The sequence below is a fragment of the Neorhizobium sp. PAMB6716 genome, from assembly GCF_058242805.1.
In genome coordinates, this window is record NZ_JBZAYW010000002.1 from 1,001,106 (window position 1) to 1,024,017 (window position 22,912).

20 protein-coding genes and 1 riboswitch are annotated in these 22,912 nt (G+C 61.5%); of the genes, 6 read left to right on the plus strand and 14 right to left on the minus strand.

The genetic code is table 11. From position 1 onward, the window contains the following. Entirely contained in the window at positions 1–141 is a 141-nt protein-coding gene (locus AC4CWH_RS23185; protein ID WP_491321643.1) for a hypothetical protein, read from the minus strand. Further along, positions 137–239: riboswitch (TPP riboswitch) on the minus strand. (Overlaps the previous gene by 5 nt.) Before the next feature lie 142 nt (positions 240–381). On the opposite strand from AC4CWH_RS23185, the gene AC4CWH_RS23190 reads away from it, so the two are divergent. After that, entirely contained in the window at positions 382–1,650 is a 1,269-nt protein-coding gene (locus tag AC4CWH_RS23190; RefSeq protein WP_491321644.1) for a metallophosphoesterase family protein, read from the plus strand. Next, positions 1,650–5,114: an ATP-binding protein gene (locus AC4CWH_RS23195; RefSeq protein WP_491321645.1), complete on the plus strand. Its 3,465-nt coding sequence runs from the start codon at positions 1,650–1,652 to the stop codon at positions 5,112–5,114. Before AC4CWH_RS23190 ends, AC4CWH_RS23195 begins: the two co-directional genes overlap by 1 nt. A 95-nt stretch (positions 5,115–5,209) precedes the next feature. Here AC4CWH_RS23195 and AC4CWH_RS23200 read toward each other — a convergent pair whose 3' ends face one another. The 8 genes from AC4CWH_RS23200 to AC4CWH_RS23235 form a co-directional block, all read right to left on the minus strand. Next, positions 5,210–5,458: a type II toxin-antitoxin system VapB family antitoxin gene (locus tag AC4CWH_RS23200; protein WP_491321646.1), complete on the minus strand. Its 249-nt coding sequence runs from the start codon at positions 5,456–5,458 to the stop codon at positions 5,210–5,212. A 79-nt stretch (positions 5,459–5,537) separates the two neighbouring features. Further along, a complete protein-coding gene (locus AC4CWH_RS23205) occupies positions 5,538–6,659 on the minus strand; it encodes a glycoside hydrolase family 88/105 protein (RefSeq protein ID WP_491321647.1) in 1,122 nt (373 codons plus the stop codon). Continuing rightward, complete coding sequence (gene pglA / locus AC4CWH_RS23210) at positions 6,656–8,167, minus strand: polygalacturonase PglA (RefSeq protein ID WP_491286120.1); 1,512 nt, start codon at positions 8,165–8,167, stop codon at positions 6,656–6,658. The genes AC4CWH_RS23205 and pglA overlap by 4 nt, the downstream gene beginning before the upstream one ends. A gap of 78 nt (positions 8,168–8,245) precedes the next feature. Further along, on the minus strand, positions 8,246–9,505 hold the full coding sequence (locus AC4CWH_RS23215) for an ABC transporter substrate-binding protein (protein ID WP_491286118.1): 1,260 nt from the start codon (positions 9,503–9,505) through the stop codon (positions 8,246–8,248). 22 nt (positions 9,506–9,527) lie between these two features. Then, positions 9,528–10,643, minus strand: a complete 1,116-nt coding sequence (locus AC4CWH_RS23220) for an ABC transporter ATP-binding protein (RefSeq protein ID WP_491321648.1) — start codon at positions 10,641–10,643, stop codon at positions 9,528–9,530. 4 nt (positions 10,644–10,647) lie between these two features. Continuing rightward, the gene (locus tag AC4CWH_RS23225) at positions 10,648–11,556 is read right to left on the minus strand and encodes a carbohydrate ABC transporter permease (protein WP_491321649.1); all 909 of its coding nucleotides are present in this window, start codon (positions 11,554–11,556) and stop codon (positions 10,648–10,650) included. A 4-nt stretch (positions 11,557–11,560) separates the two neighbouring features. After that, on the minus strand, positions 11,561–12,445 hold the full coding sequence (locus tag AC4CWH_RS23230; protein ID WP_491286112.1) for a carbohydrate ABC transporter permease: 885 nt from the start codon (positions 12,443–12,445) through the stop codon (positions 11,561–11,563). Continuing rightward, the gene (locus AC4CWH_RS23235) at positions 12,442–12,729 is read right to left on the minus strand and encodes a hypothetical protein (RefSeq protein ID WP_491321650.1); all 288 of its coding nucleotides are present in this window, start codon (positions 12,727–12,729) and stop codon (positions 12,442–12,444) included. The genes AC4CWH_RS23230 and AC4CWH_RS23235 overlap by 4 nt, the downstream gene beginning before the upstream one ends. A 61-nt stretch (positions 12,730–12,790) precedes the next feature. Between AC4CWH_RS23235 and AC4CWH_RS23240 the strand changes: the two genes are divergently transcribed. The 4 genes from AC4CWH_RS23240 (at position 12,791) to AC4CWH_RS23255 (ending at position 17,399) form a co-directional block, all read left to right on the plus strand. Next, positions 12,791–13,738 (plus strand): helix-turn-helix domain-containing protein, encoded by a 948-nt coding sequence (locus tag AC4CWH_RS23240; RefSeq protein ID WP_491286107.1) that lies wholly within the window; start codon positions 12,791–12,793, stop codon positions 13,736–13,738. Between the two features lie 65 nt (positions 13,739–13,803). Further along, the gene (locus AC4CWH_RS23245; RefSeq protein WP_491286105.1) at positions 13,804–14,754 is read left to right on the plus strand and encodes a DUF1403 family protein; all 951 of its coding nucleotides are present in this window, start codon (positions 13,804–13,806) and stop codon (positions 14,752–14,754) included. Between the two features lie 2 nt (positions 14,755–14,756). Beyond that, positions 14,757–15,413: an SMC-Scp complex subunit ScpB gene (scpB, locus tag AC4CWH_RS23250; protein ID WP_491286103.1), complete on the plus strand. Its 657-nt coding sequence runs from the start codon at positions 14,757–14,759 to the stop codon at positions 15,411–15,413. Positions 15,414–15,530: 117 nt separating this feature from the next. Next, a complete protein-coding gene (locus AC4CWH_RS23255) occupies positions 15,531–17,399 on the plus strand; it encodes an adenine deaminase (RefSeq protein WP_491321651.1) in 1,869 nt (622 codons plus the stop codon). A gap of 57 nt (positions 17,400–17,456) precedes the next feature. On the opposite strand, the gene AC4CWH_RS23260 is transcribed toward AC4CWH_RS23255, so the two are convergent. The 5 genes from AC4CWH_RS23260 to AC4CWH_RS23280 all read right to left on the minus strand — a co-directional run bounded on the left by AC4CWH_RS23260 (position 17,457) and on the right by AC4CWH_RS23280 (position 22,775). After that, positions 17,457–18,851: a dipeptidase gene (locus tag AC4CWH_RS23260; RefSeq protein ID WP_491321652.1), complete on the minus strand. Its 1,395-nt coding sequence runs from the start codon at positions 18,849–18,851 to the stop codon at positions 17,457–17,459. 10 nt (positions 18,852–18,861) lie between these two features. Continuing rightward, positions 18,862–19,920: an ABC transporter ATP-binding protein gene (locus tag AC4CWH_RS23265; RefSeq protein WP_491286097.1), complete on the minus strand. Its 1,059-nt coding sequence runs from the start codon at positions 19,918–19,920 to the stop codon at positions 18,862–18,864. 7 nt (positions 19,921–19,927) lie between these two features. Then, the gene (locus AC4CWH_RS23270) at positions 19,928–20,716 is read right to left on the minus strand and encodes an ABC transporter permease (protein ID WP_491286095.1); all 789 of its coding nucleotides are present in this window, start codon (positions 20,714–20,716) and stop codon (positions 19,928–19,930) included. Positions 20,717–20,720: 4 nt separating this feature from the next. Continuing rightward, positions 20,721–21,545, minus strand: a complete 825-nt coding sequence (locus AC4CWH_RS23275) for an ABC transporter permease (protein WP_491287786.1) — start codon at positions 21,543–21,545, stop codon at positions 20,721–20,723. 189 nt (positions 21,546–21,734) lie between these two features. Further along, on the minus strand, positions 21,735–22,775 hold the full coding sequence (locus AC4CWH_RS23280; RefSeq protein ID WP_491286093.1) for an ABC transporter substrate-binding protein: 1,041 nt from the start codon (positions 22,773–22,775) through the stop codon (positions 21,735–21,737). Positions 22,776–22,912 lie beyond the last annotated feature (137 nt).

Below are 22,912 nucleotides of genomic sequence, written 5' to 3' on the forward strand. Positions count from 1 at the left end.
TCAGCTGTCAGCGGTGAGGCGGCTGGCAGTCGGGTGACTTGGGCAGCGGCAGGCTGCGTTTTTCATCAATGGCATCGTGATCTCCAAACCTTGCAGCAGGGAGATCCAGGTGAAGCGGAGAAGAGAATAGGCGCTGAACATGCGCGTTTTCCGTTCCTACGCCGGCATGACCCGGATCAGGTTCAAGGGTCCGGCTCAGCGCCATCTCAGCATCGTTCGATGCTCCCCTCGGAATGGCGCGACCTTTGTGGAATTTTTGCCTGATGTCAATCGCCTGTCATGATTGCTCTATCCCCCTCCCTCAATCTGCGCGGGGGATAGAGCGGGCGGGATCGGCTGGCGCCATTGCACGCGGCCCTCAAGGGCGTTAAATCTGCGGCCATGGCCTTCAGGTTCGTTCACACCGCCGATCTGCATCTCGACAGTCCGCTTCGGTCGCTGTCGCTCAGAAATCCCGATCTTGCCGCCCTTGTGGGGGATGCGACGCGCCAGGCGCTGGTGCGCATCGTCGATCTTTGCCTGGATGAACAGGTCGATGCGCTGATCATCGCCGGCGATCTCTACGATGGCGACCAGACATCGATGAAGACGGCGCGTTTCCTGGCCACCCAGATGCAGCGGTTGCACGAGGCCGGCATTTCCGTCTTCAAGATCCGCGGCAACCATGATGCGCTGTCGAAAATCACCCAGGAACTGGTGCTGCCGCCCTCGGTCAAGGTGTTTTCCGGCCGGGCGGAGGCGGTGGAACTTGCGCGCGGCGGATTGAATGTTGCCATCCATGGCCTGAGTTTTGCCAAGCCGCAGGCGCCGGAAAGCCTGCTGCCGAAATACAAGGCGCCGGTGGCCGGTGCCGTCAACATCGGCATCATGCATTCAAGCCTTGCCGGCGCGCCCGGTCATGATCTTTACGCCCCCTGCTCGGTGGCCGACCTGCATGGTTCGGGCTTTGATTATTGGGCGCTGGGCCACATTCACCAGCGCACGCACCATGCGGGAACCAGAACCGTGATCATGCCCGGCATGCCACAGGGCCGCGACATCAACGAGGCCGGCGAAAAGACCGTGTCGCTGGTGACTGTTGCCGATGATGGAACGGTGAGCGTCGAGGAACGGCTGACGAGCCTTGCGCAGTTTGCCCGGGTGACTGTGGATGTGTCGGACGCTCAGGACTGGCGTGGGCTTGTGGATCTCATCGGCCGTGCGGTCGAAGACGAGCGCCAGCGCACCCGCTCCGACCATCTGGTGGCGCGGTTGCGGCTTGTGGGCACAACGCCGCTTTCCTTTGCCATCCGGCGCGATGTCGACCTGCTGCTCAGCGAAGCCGAACAGCGGGCAGAGCGCACGGGCCGCGCCTGGATCGAAAAGCTGGAGCTGGACGTCAGGGCGCCGTCTCTTCGCCCGCAGCAGGCAACCAGCGATCCTGTCCATGAACTGGGCGTGTTGATGCGCGACGACGTGATGCCGGCGCATGGTTACCGCGAGCATGTGCGCGAGATGGTGCAAAACCTGCTGGACGATCTGCCGCCGGAAAGCCGGCGTTTTGCCGGAAACGATCCGGCAGCCTTCGAAAGTTTCGTGGAAGACCTGATCCGCGAGGGAAGCGAGGACCTGATCGCACGCCTTGCGGCAGCAACGGGCGAGGAACGCTGATGCGGCTTCGTCGTCTCGATCTCACCCGCTACGGCAAGTTTACCGATCACACGATCGATTTTGGCCCCGCCACCGCCGGCAGCCCGGACCTGCATATCGTCTACGGCCTCAACGAGGCCGGCAAATCGACGGCGTTTTCCGGTTATCTCGATCTGCTCTTCGGCATTCCCGAGCGCAGCGGCTATAATTTCCTGCATGCCTATAATGCCATGCAGGTGGGCGGCGTGCTGGAATTCGACGGGCGGGACCATGATCTCGTGCGCCTCAAACAGCGCACCAACGCGCTGGTCGACGGGCGCGGCCAGCCGGTCAACGAGGTCCTGCTGTCATCAGCACTCGGCGGGCTGACGCGCGAGGCCTATCGCACCATGTTTTCGCTGGACGAACGCTCGCTGCGCGACGGCGGCGCGGCCATCGTCGAAAGCCGCGGCGATCTCGGCGAAATGCTGTTTTCGGCCAGTTCCGGCCTTGCCGATGTCAGCCGCGTTCTGACGGCGGCAACCGACGAGGCGCATCAGTTTCATCGCAAGCGCGCGCGCAACACGCGGCTTTCCGAGATGAAGCAGCAACTGGCGGCGCTGAAGGCTGACCGCGATCAGATCGATACCTATGCCTCCACCTATGCCGGCCTTGTGTCGACGAAGACGCAGGCCGAAAAGGCCTATGAGGAGACACTGGCCGAGCTTTCGTCTGCCCGTGCGGAACAGGCGCGTCTAGCCTCCCTCATGCGGGCTATGCCGCTTGCGCGGGATCTGGCGCGGCTGACGACAGAGCTTGAGGCCTATGCGGATCTTCCCCGCCCGCCGCGCGAATGGTCGTCGCTGATGACCGACCTGATGCGCGACGAAACGCGGCTGCAGACCCTAAAAGCCGGGCTTGAGACCCAGATCGATCGGCTTGAGGCAGAAGTTTCGGCGATCCGTGTTGATGAGGATGTCCTGTCAGCGGCCGCGGCGATCTCGGCGCTCGGGGCCGGCCGCGCCCGTTATGTGACGGCGGAAGACGATCTGCCGAAGCGGCGTCTGGCCTTTGCCGAGCAGGAAGCGAGCTTGAACGCCATCCTGAAGGCGCTTGGCCTTGAGGATCATGCTGACCCTTCAGCACTTGTTCTGCCGGCAGCGCTTGTCGCAAAACTGCGCGACCTGATCGAAAACAGATCCGGCATTGCGGCACGGATGGAGACGGCCGAGCGCGAGCTGGAGCGGGCACAGCAGGGGTTGGAAGAGCTGGAGGCGCAGCGTGCTGGCTCCGATCTGCCTTCGGTGGAAGCCGGGCCGCTCAGCCGGTTGGAAACCATCGTTTCCCGTCTCCAGAAGGGCGAAAAGCAGACGCTTCTGGCCATCGAGACCCGCACCGTCGAGCAGATGGAGGCCGATCTTGTGCGCCTGATGGGCAGGCTCCAGCCGCCCATCGACAGCATCGAGGCCTTGCGGGACACAGCCCTGCCCGGCCATCGACAGCTGGATCTGTGGCGCGGACAGGCCGAAGAGATCAACCGGCGTATCCAACGCCATCAGGAACGCCGCGCCGACCTGGAGGCACGGCTTGGGGAACTTGAGGCCCGGTTGAAAGCGCTGGCCGCCGGCGAGGTGTTTGACGACGAGACGGCAGCGACAACCCGAAGCAGCCGCGATGCCGCCTGGCAGGCGCATCTGCAGGCGCTGGATCTGGCTTCGGCGCAGGAATTCGAAGAGCGTCTCAAACAGGATGACCGGCTGGGCGAAGCCCGGCTTTCCCATGCCAGCGAGCTTGCGCAACTGCGCCAGTTGCGACAGGAGCAGCATGTCGTAACTGTGCAGCTAACCCGTGAAACCGCAAGTGCGCGTGGCGCAACCGAAGAGCTTGCGGCTTTGGTGCGGACCGTGGATGAGGCGGCACCGGCGGTGACCGTTCGACAGCCGGATATCTATCGCCTGCTGTCATCACTGGAGGCCTTTGCCGATCGCCTTGCCGAGTGCCTGTCCTCCGCCGATGCGCTCGACAAGGCAAAGGCGCGCCGGTTTGCGGTTGCGGCGCATCTGGACGACGAGGTGGCCGAGCTGAGGCTGGCACTTGCTGATCTCTGCTGGCCGGTGGACACAACACTGTCTCTGCGCCAGAGCGTCAACCATGCGGCAGATCGTCTGGCGGACATCAAGGACAATGCCCTGCGTGAGGCAAATCTTGTCGCGCGCCGTCTTGAGCTGAAGCGGGAAGTGTTCGAGCGCCAACGGGCGCTAGAGGATGCAAGCCGCAGCGATACAGCATGGCAGAATGCCTGGAACGAAGCGCTTTCCGCCACCTGGTTTGCCGGCGAGACGGATCCGGCCGCCGTACGCGCCATTCTGGATGCGCTATCCGACCTGCCGGCCGCCCTTCGCGAGCGCGACCAGCTGGCCCACCGCATCGACCTGATGGAGCGCGACAGCCGGGTTTTTGCAAGCGAGGTTGCAAAGCTTGCTGTGCAGACGGATCTGGAGACATCCGACCTTCCGGTTCTGGCCCAAGCTGATCAGCTGGTGCGCCGCACGGCAGAGGCCGAACGCCTGATGCTGCAAAAATCGGCCAAGGAGCGTGATCTCGTTTCTGCCCGTGAAGAGCTGGAAAATCTCGAACGCCAGATCGACGATTATCATACGCGAAAGGTGACCCTGACGGGCTTTTTTGCCGTGGAAACACTGGCTGAGGTCAGTCAGCGGCTGGAGCAGGCGGCCGAGCGCGACCGGCTGGAGCGGCGCGTGGCGGAACTGCGCGAGCAGTTGCTCTTTGAAATGAAGGTTGCAACGCTTGCGGAGGCTGAAAGACTGTTGCGGCAGACCGATGCGGAGGAAACGGCGCGCGCCGCCGAAGAACTCTTAGGCCGTATCGACAATCTGGCCGAACGCAGCCGTATCGTTTTTGCCGAGCTGACCCGCGCGAAAGACCGTGTTGACGCCGTGGGCGGCGATGATGCCGTGGCCAAGATCGAGGCGCAGCGCACCACCCTTCTGTTGCAGATCGAGGAACTGGCCGTCGGTTACCTAAAACTTCGGGCGGGAACGCTGGCGGCGGAAAGCGCGCTGTCGCTCTACCGTGAAAAACATCGAAGCTCGATGATGAAGCGGGCGTCGGAAGCCTTTTGCCAGATTACCCGCGGCGACTATTCCGGCCTTGCCGCGCTGCCGGACAAGGAGCGCGAAATCCTCATCGGTGTTGCGCGCGATGGCGCCTCCAAACTGTCGGACGCCATGTCGACCGGCACCCGCTACCAGCTTTATCTGGCGTTGCGTCTGGCCGGTTACGAGGAATTTGCCGCCGTGCGCCCCTCGGTTCCGTTCGTCGCCGACGACATCATGGAAACCTTTGACGAATTCCGTGCCGAGGAAGTTTTCCGCCTGTTCGGGCAGATGGCGGGTCTCGGACAGGTGATTTACCTCACCCACCACCGTCATCTCTGCGAGATTGCGCAAGCCGTGGTGCCTGATGTGAAGATCCACGCCCTGTAGGGTCGCCGAAAAGGGCTTCAGAAGTCCCAGGGGTTGGTGAGGGAGAGGCCGGCGCTTTCTTCAACGCTTACAATATCCATTCGTATCGATGAGGATCAAAGTTCCGGCCGCGCCTGCGGCGTGCGCCCGGCGTGGATGACGTCGTCGAGATCGATGTCGCTGCTATCAGTCTCATTCAGGCGCGCGTAAAAATGTGCGGCCGGTTCGCGGCCGGCCTCGCGCACTTCATAGGCTTCCAGCGCCCGCTCGACGATATCGGCAATCGAGCGGTTTTCGCGCCGGGCGAGCCGGTGCGCAAGGTCACGCGCCTTGGCGCTGCGCACGGAAAGCCGGGGTTCGGCCATGGGATCATCTCCTTCTGGCCGAGAGTGTAGGGGTTTCCAAATCTGCCATCAAGATGACAGATGCCGGCAAGATGGCAGCTTAGGCCACCGCTTCCTTTGCATGTGTGACGGCGCTTCTGGCCGTGACCCGTTCCGCATAGGCCATCATCAGCGGGCCGACGCCTTTGATATCGTCATCGCGCTGGATTTCGGAGACGTAATAGGCCGGCGTGCCATCTCTGTAGTGCCCGTCGAACCCGCCGAGGCCGGCAACGCAGCAGATATTCTGCAGGACGGTGCGGCCTCTCGCATTGGGCAGAAGAGCATTCCGGAAAAGGCTGTCCATCGCGGTAATGCCGGTCTCGGCGGAAGCGCCGGTTATACCGATCCGCGCAGCCTTTAGATAAACATAGGCAAACATGGCGGTGGCGGAGCTTTCCGCATAATTGCCGGGAAGATCAGGCTGGTCGACCACCTGCAGCCAGCGGCCATCCATCGTGCGCAGTGCTTCGAGCCTCACAAGGAGGGCCGAAAGCCGGGCGGCAAGGTCATCTCTTTGCGGTCCCGATTGAAGCATCTCCAGCATGTCGACCATCGCCATCGCCATCCAGCCGATGGAACGCCCCCAATGGGCAGGCGAAAGGCCGGTTGCCTCGTCGGCCCAGGATTGCAGGCGGCTTTCGTCATAACCGTGCCGGTAAAGCCCGCTTCCCGCATCGAAGGTCAGATCGAGCGCGGTCAGAAGCTCGTTAAAACCCTCGTCTGCCAGTGCCGGTTGCCCGGCAAGGCCGGCATAGTCCAGCTTGAACGGCAGCGCCATGTAGAGCCCGTCCAGCCAGACCTGATGGGGATAACGCAGCTTGTGCCAGTGGGGGCCGGCTGCAATGCGCGGATGGGTCTCGAACTGACGTGCCAGGAGATCTGCGGCCTTGAGATACCGTTCCTTGCCGGTGCGGTGTGCCAGATAGACCAGTGCGCGGCCGGGCAGGATGTTGTCGATATTGTATTCGCCCACCGTATAGCCGGAAAGTTCACCGGTGTCGCTGACCTGCGCATCGATGAGCCGTTTCAGGTGATCGAACCAGCGCTTTTCGCCGGTTGCCTCAAACAGCGCGATCAGCCCGCGATAGAGGCAGCCGTCCTCGTAACACCAGGCGCCGCCTTTATAGGCGGTGTAATCTGCGGCATAGGCATCGAAATAGTCGGTGATATCTGCGGTCATACGGCAATACTCTGGTCGGATGAATGAAGAACGATGTTGGCGCGCTGGGCAAATTCGGCATGTTCGGCAATGATGCCGCCGTGTCGCATCGGCTGGAAATTCAGCGCCATGTCGGGCACTTCAGGCAGCGCCTCGGGAGCATAGCTGACCCGGTAGGTGTCGATGACGATGCCGGTGATCGGCGCTTCGGGCAGCCCGTAGAAGGCGGCCGCCGCCACGCCGACATTTTTGGCCTCGACATTGCGGATGGTGATGCCGGAAATCTGCGGCGTTGCGTCGTTCACCTCAAGCGGCTGGCGCGACTGGACATAATCCGAGCGGCCATCGGCATCGCAGAAATAGAAGCTGTTAATGACGAGCGGCATGGCAACCCGGTCCATCACGCAATCTTCAAGCGTGATATTGGTCACCGCGCCGCCCCGCCCGCGCCGGGTTTTTACCCGCAATCCCCTGTCGGTCTCGACAAGGATGCAGCGGCGCACGGTGACATCGCGCACGCTGCCGCTCATTTCGCTGCCGATGACAACACCGCCATGGCCGCGCTCCATGCGGCAGTTCTCGATGGTGATGCGCTCGCAACTGCGGTCGAGCCCGCCTTTCGGATCGCGCTTGCCGGCCTTGATGGCGATACAGTCGTCACCCACGGAGAAGTGCAACCCCTTCAGCGTGACATCGCGGCAGCATTCGGGGTTGAAACCGTCGGTATTGGGGGAAAGCGGGTCGTTCTCGATGGTGAGATCCGCGGCAAGCAGGTTTTCGCAAAAGACCGGATGAATCGTCCAGGAGGGCGAATTGCGCACCGTGATGCCGGATAGGGTGATGTCACGTCCGTTCGAGAGAAACAGCGTGCGCGGCCGGCGTGCGCCGTCGCGCGTCTCCTTCGGCCAGGTCCACCAGTCGCCAGCATCGCCGCCGCCATCGATTGTGCCGGCGCCGGTGATCACGAGGTTCTTGCAGTCGATGGCGGTGATGAGGCTGGCAAAACAGGCTTCCGCCACGCCTTCCCACGTGCCGAGCACGCGCCCGTCGGCGTGTCGCGCCGGCAGCACCGGGTAACGGCTGCGGTCGGGATGGCCAAGCAGGCAGGCGCCGTCTTCCAGAAGAAGCGTCATGTCGCTCTTCAGGAACAGCGGACCGGAGCGATATGTGCCGGCTGGAATTTTGAGCGTTCCGCCGTCAGGCAAGCTGTCGATAGCCGCCTGAATATTCTGCGCATTATCGTCTGCGTCGACGCTTGCGCCTGTATGGGTGATATCGACCAATGCGCTTTCCGGGATGGTTCCAAAGGAAAGATCGGTGTCCTCAACCGCCAGCCTATAGCGCGTTTGGGGCTGGAGGTCGTGCAGCGTAAAGACGACGCTTGCTGTCATGCCCTCTGCGACCAACAAGCCGCCTTCATCGTGAAGCTGCCACTTGCGCGGGTATTCGAGCGCAAAATGGTGGCTGTCGGCGTCAAGGCTGAAGCTTGCGGTCCGCGTCGTGGCGCAGAGCGGCAAAAGGCTGGGCATGATGGTGTCCTCATCGGTTCCGGCTGTCTTGCCGGAGGAAGGCACCGGCCGCCCGAAACCGGGCGGCCGGCAGTCTCGTCAGAACTTCTTCAGGACGTCGTTGACGCCGTCGATGATTTCTTCGGCGGCTTCTGCAGACGTCATCTGCCCGTAGGCATATTGCTCCAGCGTATCGATGAAGACGGCGCGCACTTCCGGATGCTCGTTGAGCGGCGAAACGGTCGGGCCGGTGCCGGCAATGATGATGGCATTGGCCGCTGCCAGTTCCGGTTCGATGACGCCCGCATCCAGCAGGGTCTTTGCCGCCACCTTGCTGGCCGGCAGACCGCGCGAGGTGCCAAGCGCCTTGATGCCTTCCGGCTCGTTCAGCAGGCAATTGACGATTTCCGCTGCTGCCTTCGGGTTCTTCGAACGCTTGGAGATCGAAAACACCATGGAAGGCTTGCGGTAGACGCCTTCGGTCTTGGCATCGGCATTCTTCAGAAGCGCCACCGGTTCCAGCACCTGGCCCTTCAGCGGGTCGGCATATTTGGAATAGGTCGAATCCCATTCATAAGAGCCGGAGATACGGCCATCGGCCCATTTCGGGCTTTCAAACAGGTTGAGATTGCCCTCGGCGGCATTGTCCTTCTGCGAGATGACGACGCCTTCGCTCACCATCTTTCCATAGAAGTCGATGGCCGATGTCAGTTCTTCTTCGGTCCAGGCCACCTTGCCGGTCTTCGGATCGACAAGATCCTTACCCGTCGCCTGCGTGGCGTTGAGCGAGATCAAGAGCACCGCGGTTTCCTTTACCGCATTCATCGGATAAGCGCCCGGCCCGACCTTTTCCTTCAGCGTCTTTGCCGCCGCAAACAGCTCATCCCAGGTTTTGGGAATGGCAACGCCTGCCTTGTCGAGGGCTGTCTTGTTGAACATGAAGACGCGGCCGGTGGTGGAAACGGGAAGACCGTTCAGCTTGCCGTTCATCGAGCCGGCGGCCAGTTCTTCCTTCGTCCACTGGCTAAGGTCGATCACGTCCTTGAACTGGGACAGATCGGCAAAACCATCGCCCTTGATGGAAAACAGCGGCAGCCACGGCCAGTTGATCTGCATGATGTCGGCTTCGGTGCCACCGGCAATCTGGGTGGTGACCTTTTCCAGATGCCCGTCCCAGCCGGTATATTCCGGCGCAATGGTGTGGCCATGTTTTTCGCCGCAGGCCTTCAGCGCTGCCTGCGTTGCCTTGTGGCGGCTGTCGCCACCCCACCAGGACATACGCAGATCAGCAGAGTGGGCAAGCGGTGCAAGACTGGTTGCGGCAAATGCCGTGGCCAGAAGAAGTTTGGTCAGTTTCATGTCGTTCCTCCCCGAACGGTGGTTACTGGATGGCGGCCAGGGAAATGTTTTCCCCGGATTGGCGGTCGAACAGATGGGCGGCCTCGGGCTGCGGCGAAAGGCGCACGAGATCGCCGTTGATCTTGCTGCGGTCGTAATTGCTGGCGGAGACGACCGCGATGATCTGCTGTCCCTCGACATGGATGTAGAGGTAGACCTCGTGGCCCATGAACTCGACATGCGAGACGCGGCCCGTGAGCGCGTTCTCTGCCTCTGGCCCCACCACGGTAAAATGCTGCGGGCGCACGCCAAGCGTGACACCCTTCGGCGTCTTCGGGCTGAGACGCGCCATGATGTCGGGCGACAGGTCATAGGTCTGGGTGCTGATCGCCAGACGGCTTCCGGACAATTCCGCGTCGATGAGGTTCATCTCCGGGCTGCCGATGAAACCTGCCACGAAAGCATTGGCCGGGCGATTGTAGAGCGTTACCGGATCGGCCACCTGCATGATGCGGCCTTCCTTCATCACGCAGATGCGGTCGCCCATGGTCATGGCTTCCGTCTGGTCATGCGTGACGTAGACGACCGTCGATTGCAGACCATCAGCCTTCAGCTGCTTGTGCAGATCGGTGATGCGCACGCGCATGGAGGCACGCAGCTTGGCATCGAGGTTCGACAACGGCTCGTCGAACAGGAAAACCTGCGGTTTCTTGATGAGCGCGCGCCCAACGGCGACACGCTGCGCCTGGCCGCCGGAAAGCTGTTTCGGCAGCCGTTCCAGATAATCGCCAATTTCCAGGATGTTGGAGACGTCCTGCGTTGCCTGCTCTATTTCTTCCGCCGGCCGGCGCTTGAGCCGAAGCCCGAAGGAGAGGTTCTTGCGCACCTTCATATGCGGATAAAGCGCATAGTTCTGGAATACCATGGCAATGCCGCGCTCGCCGGGCGCCTTGTCGTTGACGAGGTTGTCGCCGATGCGGATTTCACCGCCGGTGATGCGCTCCAGACCGGCGATCATGCGCAGCGTCGTGGATTTGGCGCAGCCGGAGGGGCCGACCAGAACCATGAACTCGCCGTCTGCGACGTCCAGGTTGATCCCGTGCACGGCTTTGAAGCCGCCATAGTCTTTTTCGAGGTTTCTAAGCTGCAGGCGAGCCATTGTCTTATCCTTTCACGCCACCGGCGGAGATGCCTTCGATGAAATATTTCTGCGCCACGAAGAACACGATGAGCGCCGGCATGATGGTCAGTACCGACATGGCGAGGATGCGGTTCCACTCGAAGGCTTCGGTGGTATCGATGGAGAGCTTGAGGGCGAGCGACACCGGGAACTTGTCGACCGAGGAGAGGTAGATCAGGGGACCTAGAAAATCGTTCATCGTCCACATGAACTGGAAGAGGCAGACCGAGATCAGCGCCGGCGTCAGAAGTGGCACGACGATGAACAGCAGCACCTGCCAGGTGTTGGCGCCATCGACGCGGGCGGCCTCTTCCATGTCGCGCGGAATGGCGCGCAGGAACTGCACCAGCATGAAGACGAAGAAGGCATCGCCGGCAAAGGCGGAGGGTACCCAGAGCGGCAGAAAACTGTCGAGCCAGCCGAGATCGCGAAACAGCAGATATTGCGGAATGCGGGTGACGACATTCGGCAGCAAAAGCGTGGCGATCAGCGAGGCAAACAGCACCTTCTTGCCCGGAAAATCAAAGCGGGCAAACCCGTAGGCGACCGCCGTGCAGGAAATGACCGTGCCGATCATCTTTGGAACCACAATGAGGAACGTGTTCCAGAAGAACCGGCCGAACGTATAGGGCGTCGAGGTCTGCCATCCCTGCACATAGCCGGATATGGTGGCTTCGTTCGGGATGAAGCCGGCCCCGGCAAAGATTTCAGAATTGGTCTTGAACGAGGCGCCGATCAGCCAGATCAGCGGATAGAGCATGACGAGGCCAACGAGCGTCAGCACACCATAACGCAGGGTGGCGCTGATGAACTGGCGGCGGCGCTGCGCCTTCAGGATGCGATCTGCTTCCTGATCGAGCGCAAGGTTTTCTGAAAGGATATGGTTTGCCATCGGATCAGCTCCTCTTGTCGCCGGCGTAATAGACCCAATGGCGCGAGGACCAGAAGGCGATGAGGGTGAGCACCATGATGATGACGAAGAGCACCCAGGCAATGGCCGAGGCATAACCCATGTCGAACCGCCGGAAGGCTTCCTCATAGATGTAGAGCGGCAGGAGATAGGTGGATTTGAGCGGCCCGCCCTGCGTGATGATGTAGGGGCCGTTGAACTCCTGGAAGGCCTGGACCATCTGCATAATCAGGTTGAAGAAGATGACCGGCGTGATGAGCGGCATGGTGATGTGCCAGAAGGTGGCAAACTTGCCCGCTCCATCGATCGAGGCTGCCTCGTAAAGCGACTTGTCGATGCTCTGCAGCGCGGCAAGGAAGATCACCATGGCCGAGCCGAACTGCCAGAGGCGCAAAAGCGTGATGGTGAAAAGCGCGTTCGTGGGATCGCCGAACCAGTTGACCGGTTCGATGCCGAGCGTTGCCAGCCCCATGTTGACGATGCCGACATCGGCAAACAGGTAACGCCACATCACGGCAATCGCGATGGAGCCGCCGAGGATCGAGGGTACGTAGAAGGCGGTGCGGAAGAAATTGATGAATTTCAGCTTGTAGTTCAGGATGACCGCGATGAAGAGCGCAAAGGCGAGCTTCAGCGGTACGGTGGTGAACACGTAGACGAGCGTCACCCACAGCGACTTGCGGAACGTGCGGTCGCCGGTAAACAGCTTCCAGTAATTGTCGAGACCGGTGAAGACCGGCGACGACATCAGGTTGTAATCGGTAAAGCTCAGGTAGAACGAGGCGGCAAAGGGCAGCGCGGTAAAGACCAGAAGCCCGATGATATAGGGCGACAGGTAAAACAGCCCGAGAAAGCGGTTGTCTCCACTCATGCGGCGGCTCCCGCAGACCGCAACGAGACCTCGTTCGCCGCCATCTCGAAGGGCATGTCATACAGGTTTTGGCGCACCTGCTGCTCATTGACGCAAATGCCATCGATCCGGGGAATGGCGGACACAGCTGTTATCGCGTGGTCCGGCCGGGTGGGTTCCGGGTATTCAAAATTCTGCATCTTGATATCGAGGCAAAGGGAATGGCGGCGCTTCGATGCACCCTCTCCTCCCCAAAATGCCCCGCTCCTCCCATTGAACAGGTGATGGAAACTGGTGTTTTCCATCGATGGGCGCTACTATCTTCTGCAGGCAGGCAGAAGAGAATAGAGGCTTTCGGACAAAAAGATGGAGAAAAGCGAACAAGGGCCATTGGCCGCTATTCCCGTGCAATCGCTGACGCTCAACCTCACGCGCTCCACCATCAAGATGCAGCACTCCCCCAGCTGGCGCATCGACAAGACGAATACGGTGCATGATCTTGTCATATGTCTTACAGGGCGCGGCGAGTATGAGGTGGCGGGCGAACGGGTGGTGATGGAGCCCGGCTCAGCCATGCTGATCGAGGCGAATACACAATTTGTCGGGCGCACCGTCTCGAGCGACCTCTACACCGGCGTTGCCCAGCATTTTACGCTGAATGTCTTCGGCCGTATGGACCTGATTTCGCAGATGGAGATGCGCCGCGCGGTTGCCCTGCCGCGCTGGCAGATGCTGCAGCCGCTTGTGCGCCACTATCGCGAGACGGTGCCGCTGTCCTCGACCACACTTGCCCAGCACCACATGTTCATGGTGTTCCTCACCGAATATATCGAGGCGGCCTTCATCGGCTGGCGCCAGCAGCAGGAGGTCTCGGTCGACAATCCGGATGCGCTGTCGCTGGCGGTGATGGTGGCGGCAAGCCGTATTGCGGCCGATCCGCTGGATGATGGCATCGTCGAGACGGTGCTCGGCTCCATCCCCTATAATCAGGATTATTTCCGCCGCACCTTTCGCCGGCAGGTGGGGCTGACACCCACCAAATACCAGGAGTTCAAGCGCATGGAGCGCGCCATGGGGCTGCTGGCCGGCGGGCGTTCGGTGAAGCAGACGGCGGCGCAGGTCGGCTACAGCGACAGCTATTATTTTTCCCGCATGTTCAAGCATTATATCGGCGTCAGCCCCGCCGGCTATAAGGCGGCCGAAAAGCGCCATCGCGACGGGCAGTTTCCCCGCGGTGAAGAGGACGGGCTGGTGGTATATCCGCTGCTGTCGCGCCGGCTGGAACATGAGCGCCTTCAGGATGATGCGGATTAGAGAAGAACTGTGCGGTTCGCTGGCCATGCTCTGGCACAAGCGCTCAAAGCCATTATGATCCCCTGATGATTCCTGCGCGAAAACCCCCGCTGCCGCTCGATCCGGCTTTTCAGGTTCCGGCCTGGACCACGCGTCGCGTTGCCGTGGACAGCGATGCGGAGGCAGCCTTTGTTGCGGGGGGCGCACTTCTGGCGCTCGACCGGATCATGCGCGCCGATTACCCCTGGGCCGGCGCGTGGCGTCAGCGTCAGGCGCTGAAATGCGCGGTTGTCGCGGTTCGCCTTTCCGGCCGGCGCGAAGAGGACGCACAATTGCGCGATGCCTGGGTGCTGCGTCGCCCCGGCGATGATGCCGGCCCCTCCGGCAACATGTACGGCGCCTGGAAGCGACTTGCTGCACGGCCGCTTTTTCTGGAGGCCGAGACATTGAAGGGCGTCGCTGTGTCCCTCGATCTGCGCTGGACCGACGAGTTGGAAGCTGTGCCGCACGGGTGCGATGCGCTGCAGCGCCAGACGTCATCGCCGCCGCTGGCAATAGCGCAGATCGTGTCGCGCATCATGGCGCTCGGAGCGCCGTACGAGCTTCTGGCCTGGTGGGTGGCCGACCAGATGCTGAAGGAGATGATGGGCTGGCCGGTGGCGCTGCCGCTGATGATGGCGCAGCGGCAATCGGCCTATTTTCGCACTGAGCGCAGCCAGAAGCGGTTGTCGCCTGAAACGGATGGCTTTACCCGCGCCGTCACGCTGTCGCTTGCCGATGCCGCCATCGATGCGGTGCGTTTTGCCGGCGACATCGACCGGCGGGCGCAGCGTCTCCTGGAGGTGGTGCCAAAACTTCGCGCAAAGGGTGCCGGGGATGCGGTCGATCTTCTTTTGAGCGAGGATGCCGTTTCCGGCTCGCTGGTGACCCGCAAGCTGTCGCGGTTTGCCTCGCGCCGGCTGTTCGAGCGGCTTCTGGATTTCGAGGCGATCCGGGAACTGTCCGGTCGTCAGAACTCGCGCGTTTTTGGGCTCTGACCATGGCGCGCAATCCGAAACAGCCCGTGCTTCTCGATACCGAACTTTCAGACCTTGCCCCGCAGGCCCGCTGGCGTGAATGGATGAACCGTGTGGAGGCCGTGGTTTTTGCCTCCAGTGAACCGGTCGGGCGCGATGTGCTGGCCCGGGTGGTTGGGCGTGACTGCAACATTGACCTCATCATCGACGATGTCAGGGCCGAACTGGCAAGCCGGCCCTTCGATCTCGTCTCTGTCGCCGGCGGTTTTCAGTATCGGACGCGGCCGGCTTATGCCCATGTGGTGCGTTCCTCGGGCGCGCCGGTCAAGATCCCTGTGGAGCTTTCGCAGCAGGAGGCGATGGTGTTGATGGTGATCGGCTATTTCCAGCCGGTGACCCGCAGCGAGCTGTCGCGCATCTTTGGCCGCGAGGTGAACCGCGACACGATTGCCACGATCAAGCGCCTCGGTTTCATAACCTCTGGCCCGCGCAGCACGGGCCCCGGCGCGCCCTATACCTATGTGACGACGCCGGCCTTTCTTGCCGCCTTCGGCTTTGCCACGCTTCGCGAATTGCCCGACCTCGACATGCTGGAAGATGCCGGCCTCCTCAGCCGTCACCAGATGCAGAAGGACGAGTTGAGCCCGCTTCTCGAAGGGGCAGGAGAAGACGACGACTGACGGAAAACGCCGGTTGCGATCAGGCCGGGGCGGGTTTATGCCCAGTGGCACCATTGCCGGATGGCTGACAAGCCGGCCGGTTCAACCCCGATCCTCTGCAATGCCAAGGAGTGGCCCGTGACGCGCCCCGCCCTCATCGATATCAACCCCGATTCCGCCACCGAAATCGCCATCCGCCAGCAGTTGACGCTGGTGGCGCTGGGCAAGGAGCCGGCGGATGTGGCGCTGCGCGTCGGGCGCCTGCTCGATGTCGCGACCCGCACCTGGGCGGAGGATCAGGAAATCGTCATCAAGGGCCGGCGCATCGCCTATGTCGGGCCTGCCGGCAGCTATCCGGGCGATGTGGTGCGGCACGTTCACGAACCGCATCTTTCCGCTGTGCCGGGGCTTGGCGAGGTTCACAAGCATATCGAAAGCTCGCATCTGACGCCGGAATGGGAGGCAGCTCTTGTCCTGCCGCGCGGCAACACCTGGACCTGCGAGGCAAGCCACGAGTTTTCCAACGTCAATGGAGGCAAGACGCTGGAATTCTGGCTGAAGGCGCGCGAGGCCGGATCGCCGCTCAAAATCTTCCCCCTCCCCGGCTCCGCCGTGCCGCCGACAGGTTACGAACACGGTGGCGGTTATCTCGGTTATGACGAACAGAAGGCCTTCCTGAAGGAGAGCCTGATGGTGGCGGGCCTTGACGAGGTGATGGACTGGCCGGCCGTCTGGAACCCGGAAAACCCCTCGCACACCCGTCTTTGGGGCATGATCCGCGCCACATTCGAGCAGCGCGGCGTCGTTGAAGGCCATGCGGCCGGCATTCGCGATCTGCCTGCTATTAACGCCTTTGCGGCAGCAGGTCTTGCCTCCGATCACGAAGCCTGGACGTTGCAAGAATTCTGGGACAAGCTGACCCATGGCCTGTTCATGGAGCTTCGCCCGCACAGCCTGCCGGAGGTGATCAAGGGCCTTCTGGAGAGAGGGCTTTCCGACTGGTCGCAGATCGCCTTTACCACCGATGACCGCAGCGCCTCCGATACGCTGAAGATGGGCGCCACCGACTATAACGTCCGGCTTGCCATCCAATCCGGCCTTGCGCCGGAAATCGCCATCCAGTGCGTAACGATCAACCCGGCCCGCCACATGCGGTTGACCCCCTGGGTCGGTTCGATTGCGCCGGGCCGTTATGCGGATATCGTGCTGCTCTCTGATGTCGGGACGTTCGAGATTGCAAAGGTCTGGGCCGACGGAAAGCAGGTATCCGAAGGCAAGACCTATCTGCCGGATGTGCCTGAAATCGCTTGGCCGGAATGGGCGACGAAGACGGTCAATATCGGCCGTCCCCTGACCGATGCAGATTTTGCCATCTTTGCCGAACCCGGTCGCCAGACGATGCAGGCTGCCGTGCTTCGTCCCTTCCATTGGGCCGATGATTTCTTGACCTATGAACTGCCGGTCGAGGGAGGGCTGGTGCAGCGCGACGAAAGCCGGAACATCACAAAATTCTCGGTGGTTGACCGCTTCTCCGGCAAGGCGGCCGTCTCAAAAATGTTCTGGATCGGCTGCGGTCCAAAAACGCCGGAGACGGCCCTTGCCTGCTCCATGGCGCATGACAAGCATAACATCTGGTGCGTCGGTTCCTCCGATGCGGCCATGGCCATGGCGGTCAATGCGATCGCCGAGAATGACGGTGGCTGGGCGCTGGTGCGCGAGGGGAAGCTGGTGGCAACCGTGCGTTATGAAGTGGCTGGCCTGATGACATGCCGCGCACCCGAAGTGCTGCATGAGGAGATGCAGGCGCTTTATGCCGAGGGTGACAAGATCGACTGGATGTACGAGCCGACATTCAGCCCTCGCTGGTTTCCGGGCTTTCCCGAGCGGCTGGCCTTTGCCACGCTCACCTGCGCACCGTGGCGCTGGGTGCTTGTCGCGCCAAGCGACTATGCGCCGCAGGGGCTCGTTAATGTCCAGACGGGTGCGGTGCAGAAGATCGTGTTCTGATCGGTCCCGATTGGAAAGGTCCGGCAGGTCTCGTCTGCCGGATGGTTTTCTTGCACGTCAGGCCGAAAGGGCCGCGAGAATGCGGATCCAGGAACGGATGCCGTGGCGGAAGCTCGAGAGATCGTATTTCTCGTTCGGGCTGTGGACCCGGTTGTCGAAGCGGGCAAAGCCGACGAGAAGCGTATCAGCCCCCAGTTTCTCCTTGAAGGCGCCGACGATCGGAATGGAACCGCCGGTGCCGGCAAGTGCCGTCTCGCGGCCCCATTCCGCTGTCAGTGCACCGCTTGTCGCGCGCAAAAATTCGCTGTCGAGCGGCATGGTAATGGCGGGCGCCAGGCCATAGGTCTTGAAGGTGACGCTGCAATCGGCCGGAATTCTTGCCCGCACATGCGCCTGAAATGCGTCGCGGATCTTTTCCGGGTCTTGGCCGGCCACGAGGCGGAAGGAAATCTTGGCAGAGGCCTTGGCGGGAATGACGGTCTTGAACCCCTCCCCGGTATAGCCGCCCATCATGCCGTTGATCTCGCAGCTGGGTCGCGCCCAGACCTGTTCAAGGATAGAGCGGCCCTCCTCCCCTGCCGGGATCGACAGGCCGACATCGTTCAGGAACGCCTGCTCGTCAAACGGCAGCCGCCGCCAGAGCGCCCTCACCTCATCGGAAAGTTCGGTCACGCCCTCATAGAACCCGTTGACGGCGACGCTGCCATCCGGATTGCGAAGGCTTGCCACCACATCGCCCAGCACCTGTAGTGCATTGCGCGCGGCATTGCCGAACATGCCCGAATGCAGGTCGCGGTCGGCGCAGGTGATTTCGATTTCCTGGCTGACAAGGCCGCGCAGCATGGTGGTGATCGCCGGCGTCTCGCGGTCCCACATGTCGGTATCGCAGACGTAGACGACATCGCTTTTCAACTCATCTGCCGCCTCTTCCATGAAGGGCGCAAGGCTTGGGCTGCCCGCCTCCTCTTCCCCTTCGAAGAGAATGCTGATGCCGACCGGAAGTCCGCCGGTGACCACCTTGAAGGCGCGGCAGGCCTCGACAAAGGTCATCATCTGCCCCTTGTCGTCGGAGGCGCCGCGCGCAACGATGGCGGTGTCACCATTGGCGAGCGGCTTCATCACGGGCTCGAAGGGATCGGTTTCCCACAGCGCCAGCGGATCGACCGGCTGCACATCGTAATGCCCGTAAAAGAGGATGTTGGCCCCCTCGTCTTGTCTGGCATGGCCGACGACCATCGGATGGCCGATCGTGTCGCGCACCGAGGCGTCAAAGCCGATATTGGCCAGATCCTGCGCCAGCCATTCGGCCGCGCGCCGGCAATCGGCCGCATAGGCCGGATCGGTGGAGACGCTGGGGATGCGGATCAGTGCAAAAAGGCGGTCGAGCGCCTGCGGCAGCGTGGCATCGGCTTGGGCGAGGACAGCGTCGAGTTCGGCATCGGAAAGCGGCATGGGATTTTCCTCAAGCGTCTGAAGGCAGGATGCAGCATTGTTCGGGCACAGGCGTCAGCACGGCTGCCGTGCCCGGGTCGAGCAATTCGGTGAGCGGCCCATTGCCGAGGTAATCTCCGGCCGGCGTCGTGCACTGGTATTGATAGGCGCGTCCGAGATAGGTGCGGATGCCGAGCGTGACGGGGATGCCCTCCCCTTCCCGGCTGACGGCAAGCCCATCGGGACGCGCGGCCAGCACGAAGCGATCGGGGATGGCTCCAAACAGCGACTGCGACAGGTGAAGCGTAGCACCCGCCTGCGTCACCGCCGTCACGCTCTCGCCGTCGCGTGCCGTGACCGTCATTTCAATGAGGTTCTCAAAGCCGACAAAGCGCGCCACAAAACTGTTGGCCGGGCGCTGGTAGAGCACTTCTGGCCGATCAAGCTGCATGATCCTGCCGGCATTCATGATGGCGACGCGATCGGAAATGGAAAATGCTTCTTCCTGGTCATGCGTTACATACAGCGAGGTCGTGCCGTTGGCGCGTTGCAGCCGCCGGATTTCGACGCGCATATCGACGCGCAGCTTTGCATCGAGGTTGGACAATGGCTCATCGAACATCAACAGCGGCGGTTCGATGACGAGTGCGCGCGCCAGCGCCACACGCTGTTTCTGCCCGCCGGAAAGGGCCGCCGGCATGCGATCGGCAAAGGATGAAAGACCGACCCGCTCCAGCATGGCATTGGCCTTGGCGGTGCGCTCGGTGCCGCCCAGACCGCGCTGCTTGAGCCCGAAGGCAACATTGTCGCGCACCGACAGATGCGGAAACAGCGCATAGTTCTGGAACACGAGCCCGATATCGCGCTTGTGGGCGGCAAGGCGGGTGAGGTCGCGCTCGCCAAGCTGGATCGTGCCGCTTGTCGGCTCGAGAAAACCCGCAACCAGGCGCAGCGTCGTTGTCTTGCCGCAGCCGGAGGAGCCGAGCAGTGAGACGAGTTCGCCGGCCTTGATGGCGAGCGAAAGGTCTTCCAGCACCTGCGTGGAGCCGTAATGGGCGGTGATATGGTCGAGTGTCAGCGAAACGGTCACGGCAAATTCACTTTGTCAGGAAGGTGAGGCCAAGGGTGGCTTCGACGATGGCCATCACGCCAACCGTCAAGAGCATCAGCAGCACGGAAACGGAGGCAATCGTCGGGTCGAAAAACTGTTCCATATGGGCAAGGATCTGGATCGGCAGCGTGGAAATGCCGGGGCCGGTCAGAAACAGCGAAATGGACACGTCATTGATCGAGGTGATGAAGGCGAGAATGAAGGCGGCGATGACACCGGCGCTGATATTGGGCAGCACCACCGTCAAAAATGCCTTGAGCGGCGGGCAACCGAGGCTGATGGCGGCCTCCTCGATGGAAAAGTCGAAAGAGGCAAGGCTTGCTCCCACCACCCGCACGGCATAGGGCAGCACCAAAAGCGCATGGCCGAGCAGCAGCGTGGTAAACACCGGCAGGTTGAGGCCGATCGTCACCGATTTCATCAGCGAGAAGCCAAGCACGATTTCCGGCACCAGGATGGGCAGCACAAAGACGTTCGACAGCCAGGATGGCAGCCGGATGCGAAAACGATTGAGCGCATAGGCGGCGGGAATGCCGATGAGAAGCGCCAGAAACGTGCCGAAAAAGGCAATCTGCAGGCTGGTGATGGCGGTGGTGCGAAAGGCGCTGATCTCGAAGATATTGCTGAACCAGCGCATGGTGAAACCGTGCGGCGGAAAGGTGAGATAATTGGTATCGCTGACGGCCGCACCAAGAATGATGAAGAGGGGGGCGATCAGGATGATGAAGATGATCGAGGCGGTGACGATGAGTGCCGGATGAAGTGTGTTGCGCATGGGATCAGCCCGCCATCGGGTTCAGGCGGCGTGCAAGCCGCGTCATCAAGACAACGATGAGAATGGTCACGACCACCATGATCGCGGCAACGGTTGAGGCGCCGGTCCAGTCGAAGGTCACCATCGCCCGCTGGTAGAGAAGCGTTCCCATCATCATCTGCCGCTCGCCGCCAAGCAGCTGCGGCGTGGCGTAGGAGGTGAAGCTGCCGGTAAACACGAGCACCGCGCCGACGATGAGGCCCGGCATGGCAAGCGGCAGGATGACCTGGCGAAACACGGCAAACGGGGTGGCTCCCAGCGAGGTCGCCGCTTCCACCACATCCTTGGGGATGCCTTCCAGCACGCCGGCAAGCGTCAGGATCATCAGCGGCACGAAAAGATAGACCATGGCCGCAATAACGGCGCCTTCGGTATAAAGCATCGAGATCGGCTCGGAAATAAACCCGACAGAGAGAAGCGCCGTGTTGAGGATGCCGTTCTTACCGAGCAGGATCAGCCAGGCAAAGGAGCGCACCACGACACCGGTCAGCAGCGGAAAGACGGCGGCGATGATCATGATGCTTTTTAGCCGCGCCGGCATCTGCGCCACCACATAGGCGGCGATAAACCCGAGCACGACGGATATGATCGTGGTGATCAGCGAAATCTCGATGGTGCGGTAAAGCACGGTGCGCCGAAAGCCGCTGTTGAAAAAGGCGGCATAAGGGGCAGCCCAGCCCTTCGCATCGGTAAAGGTCGCAATCAGCGTCGAGCCGACGGGGAGAATGAGGAAAACCAGCACGAGCAGGCTTGCCGGTCCGGCCAATATCCAAGGGCTTAAACGTTTTATCATGTCTTGCTCAAGCGGCGTGTCCAGGGTCGGTTGACGGGCGGACGGAGCCTTGATTTCGATGTCGTGAATGGGTGTCGGAAGCTCTCGAAGCCTCGCAAGGTCAGGATGGCGCAAGCGCGCCTGTCATTCAAGTGTGCCGGCCCGGATTGCGGCCGGGCCGGCACAGTCATGCACGGATTATGCTGCTTACTTGCTGAAAATCTCGTTCCAGCCATCGATCCAGTCGGTCTTGGCCTCGTTCAGCTTGACGTAATCGAGACGGTTGAGTTTGGCGATCATGTCGGCGCCATAGGTCCAGATCTTGGCCTGCTCCGGCGTCAGCGACACCTTGGTGGAGACCGGTGCATCGACCCCCTGCTCGGCTTCGATCTGCTGCACATCCTTCGACAGGATGAAATTGATGAACTGGTGTGCCAGTTCCACATTCTCAGAACCTGAGGGGATGTTGACGGTGTTGAGCGTTGCGATATCGCCGTCAGACAGGCTGGCCCAGGTCATCGTCGGCACGGCAGCCTTCATCGAAACCAGGGTAAAGTCCTGCGCGATGGCAACCTTGGCTTCGCCGGTGGAGATGAGGTTCACCAGTTCCGAACCGGTATTGTAGTTCTTGGCAACGTTCGGCTTCAGGGCTTCGATCGCGGCAAACGCCTTGTCCGTGTCGGAAAAAGCATCCACGCCGGCATGTTTTGCCGCCTGCAGCACGACCATCGGGCCGGCGGTGGTGGTGATGCCCGGAAGGGTAACCGCACTCTTCAGGTCTTCGCGCCACAGATCGTTCCACGACGAAATCGCCGGATTGACCTTGGCTGCGTCATAGACGATGCCGACGCGCCCGATCGTATAGGCCGGGCCGTATCCGCCCTGCGGATCCTTTGCAAGGTCGTAGAGATCGGCAAGGTTCGTCAGCTTGGCGGCATCGACCTTCTGGAACAGGCCCTCGGCAATGCCGATCTGGGAATAGCTGTCGGTGAGGTAGATGACGTCGACGCCCTTGCCGCCGCGCAGCTTCAGCTTGTTCAGGCGGTCGGCATTGTTGCCGGTTTCAAAGACGATGTCGCAACCGCAGATCTTCTTGAACGGCTCGACAATGTTGGCGTTCAGCTTGTCGCCGTTATAGCCCCACCAGGAGATTGTCAGTGTTTTTGCTTCAGCCATCGTCGAGATCGAGGCGGCAAGTACGGCGCCGATCGCCAGAGCTGAGGCGCGCAGCCGAGTTGCTTTCGTCATGGGGTTTGTCCTTCTTCGGGAAATGTGCCGGGGGTCTCGCGGGGGATCTGCTCCCTTCGACCCCCTGATACTAACGGTGGTATCAGCAATTTCAAGCACAACAATCGAGCATGCACATTATTGATGCAGATTTCTCC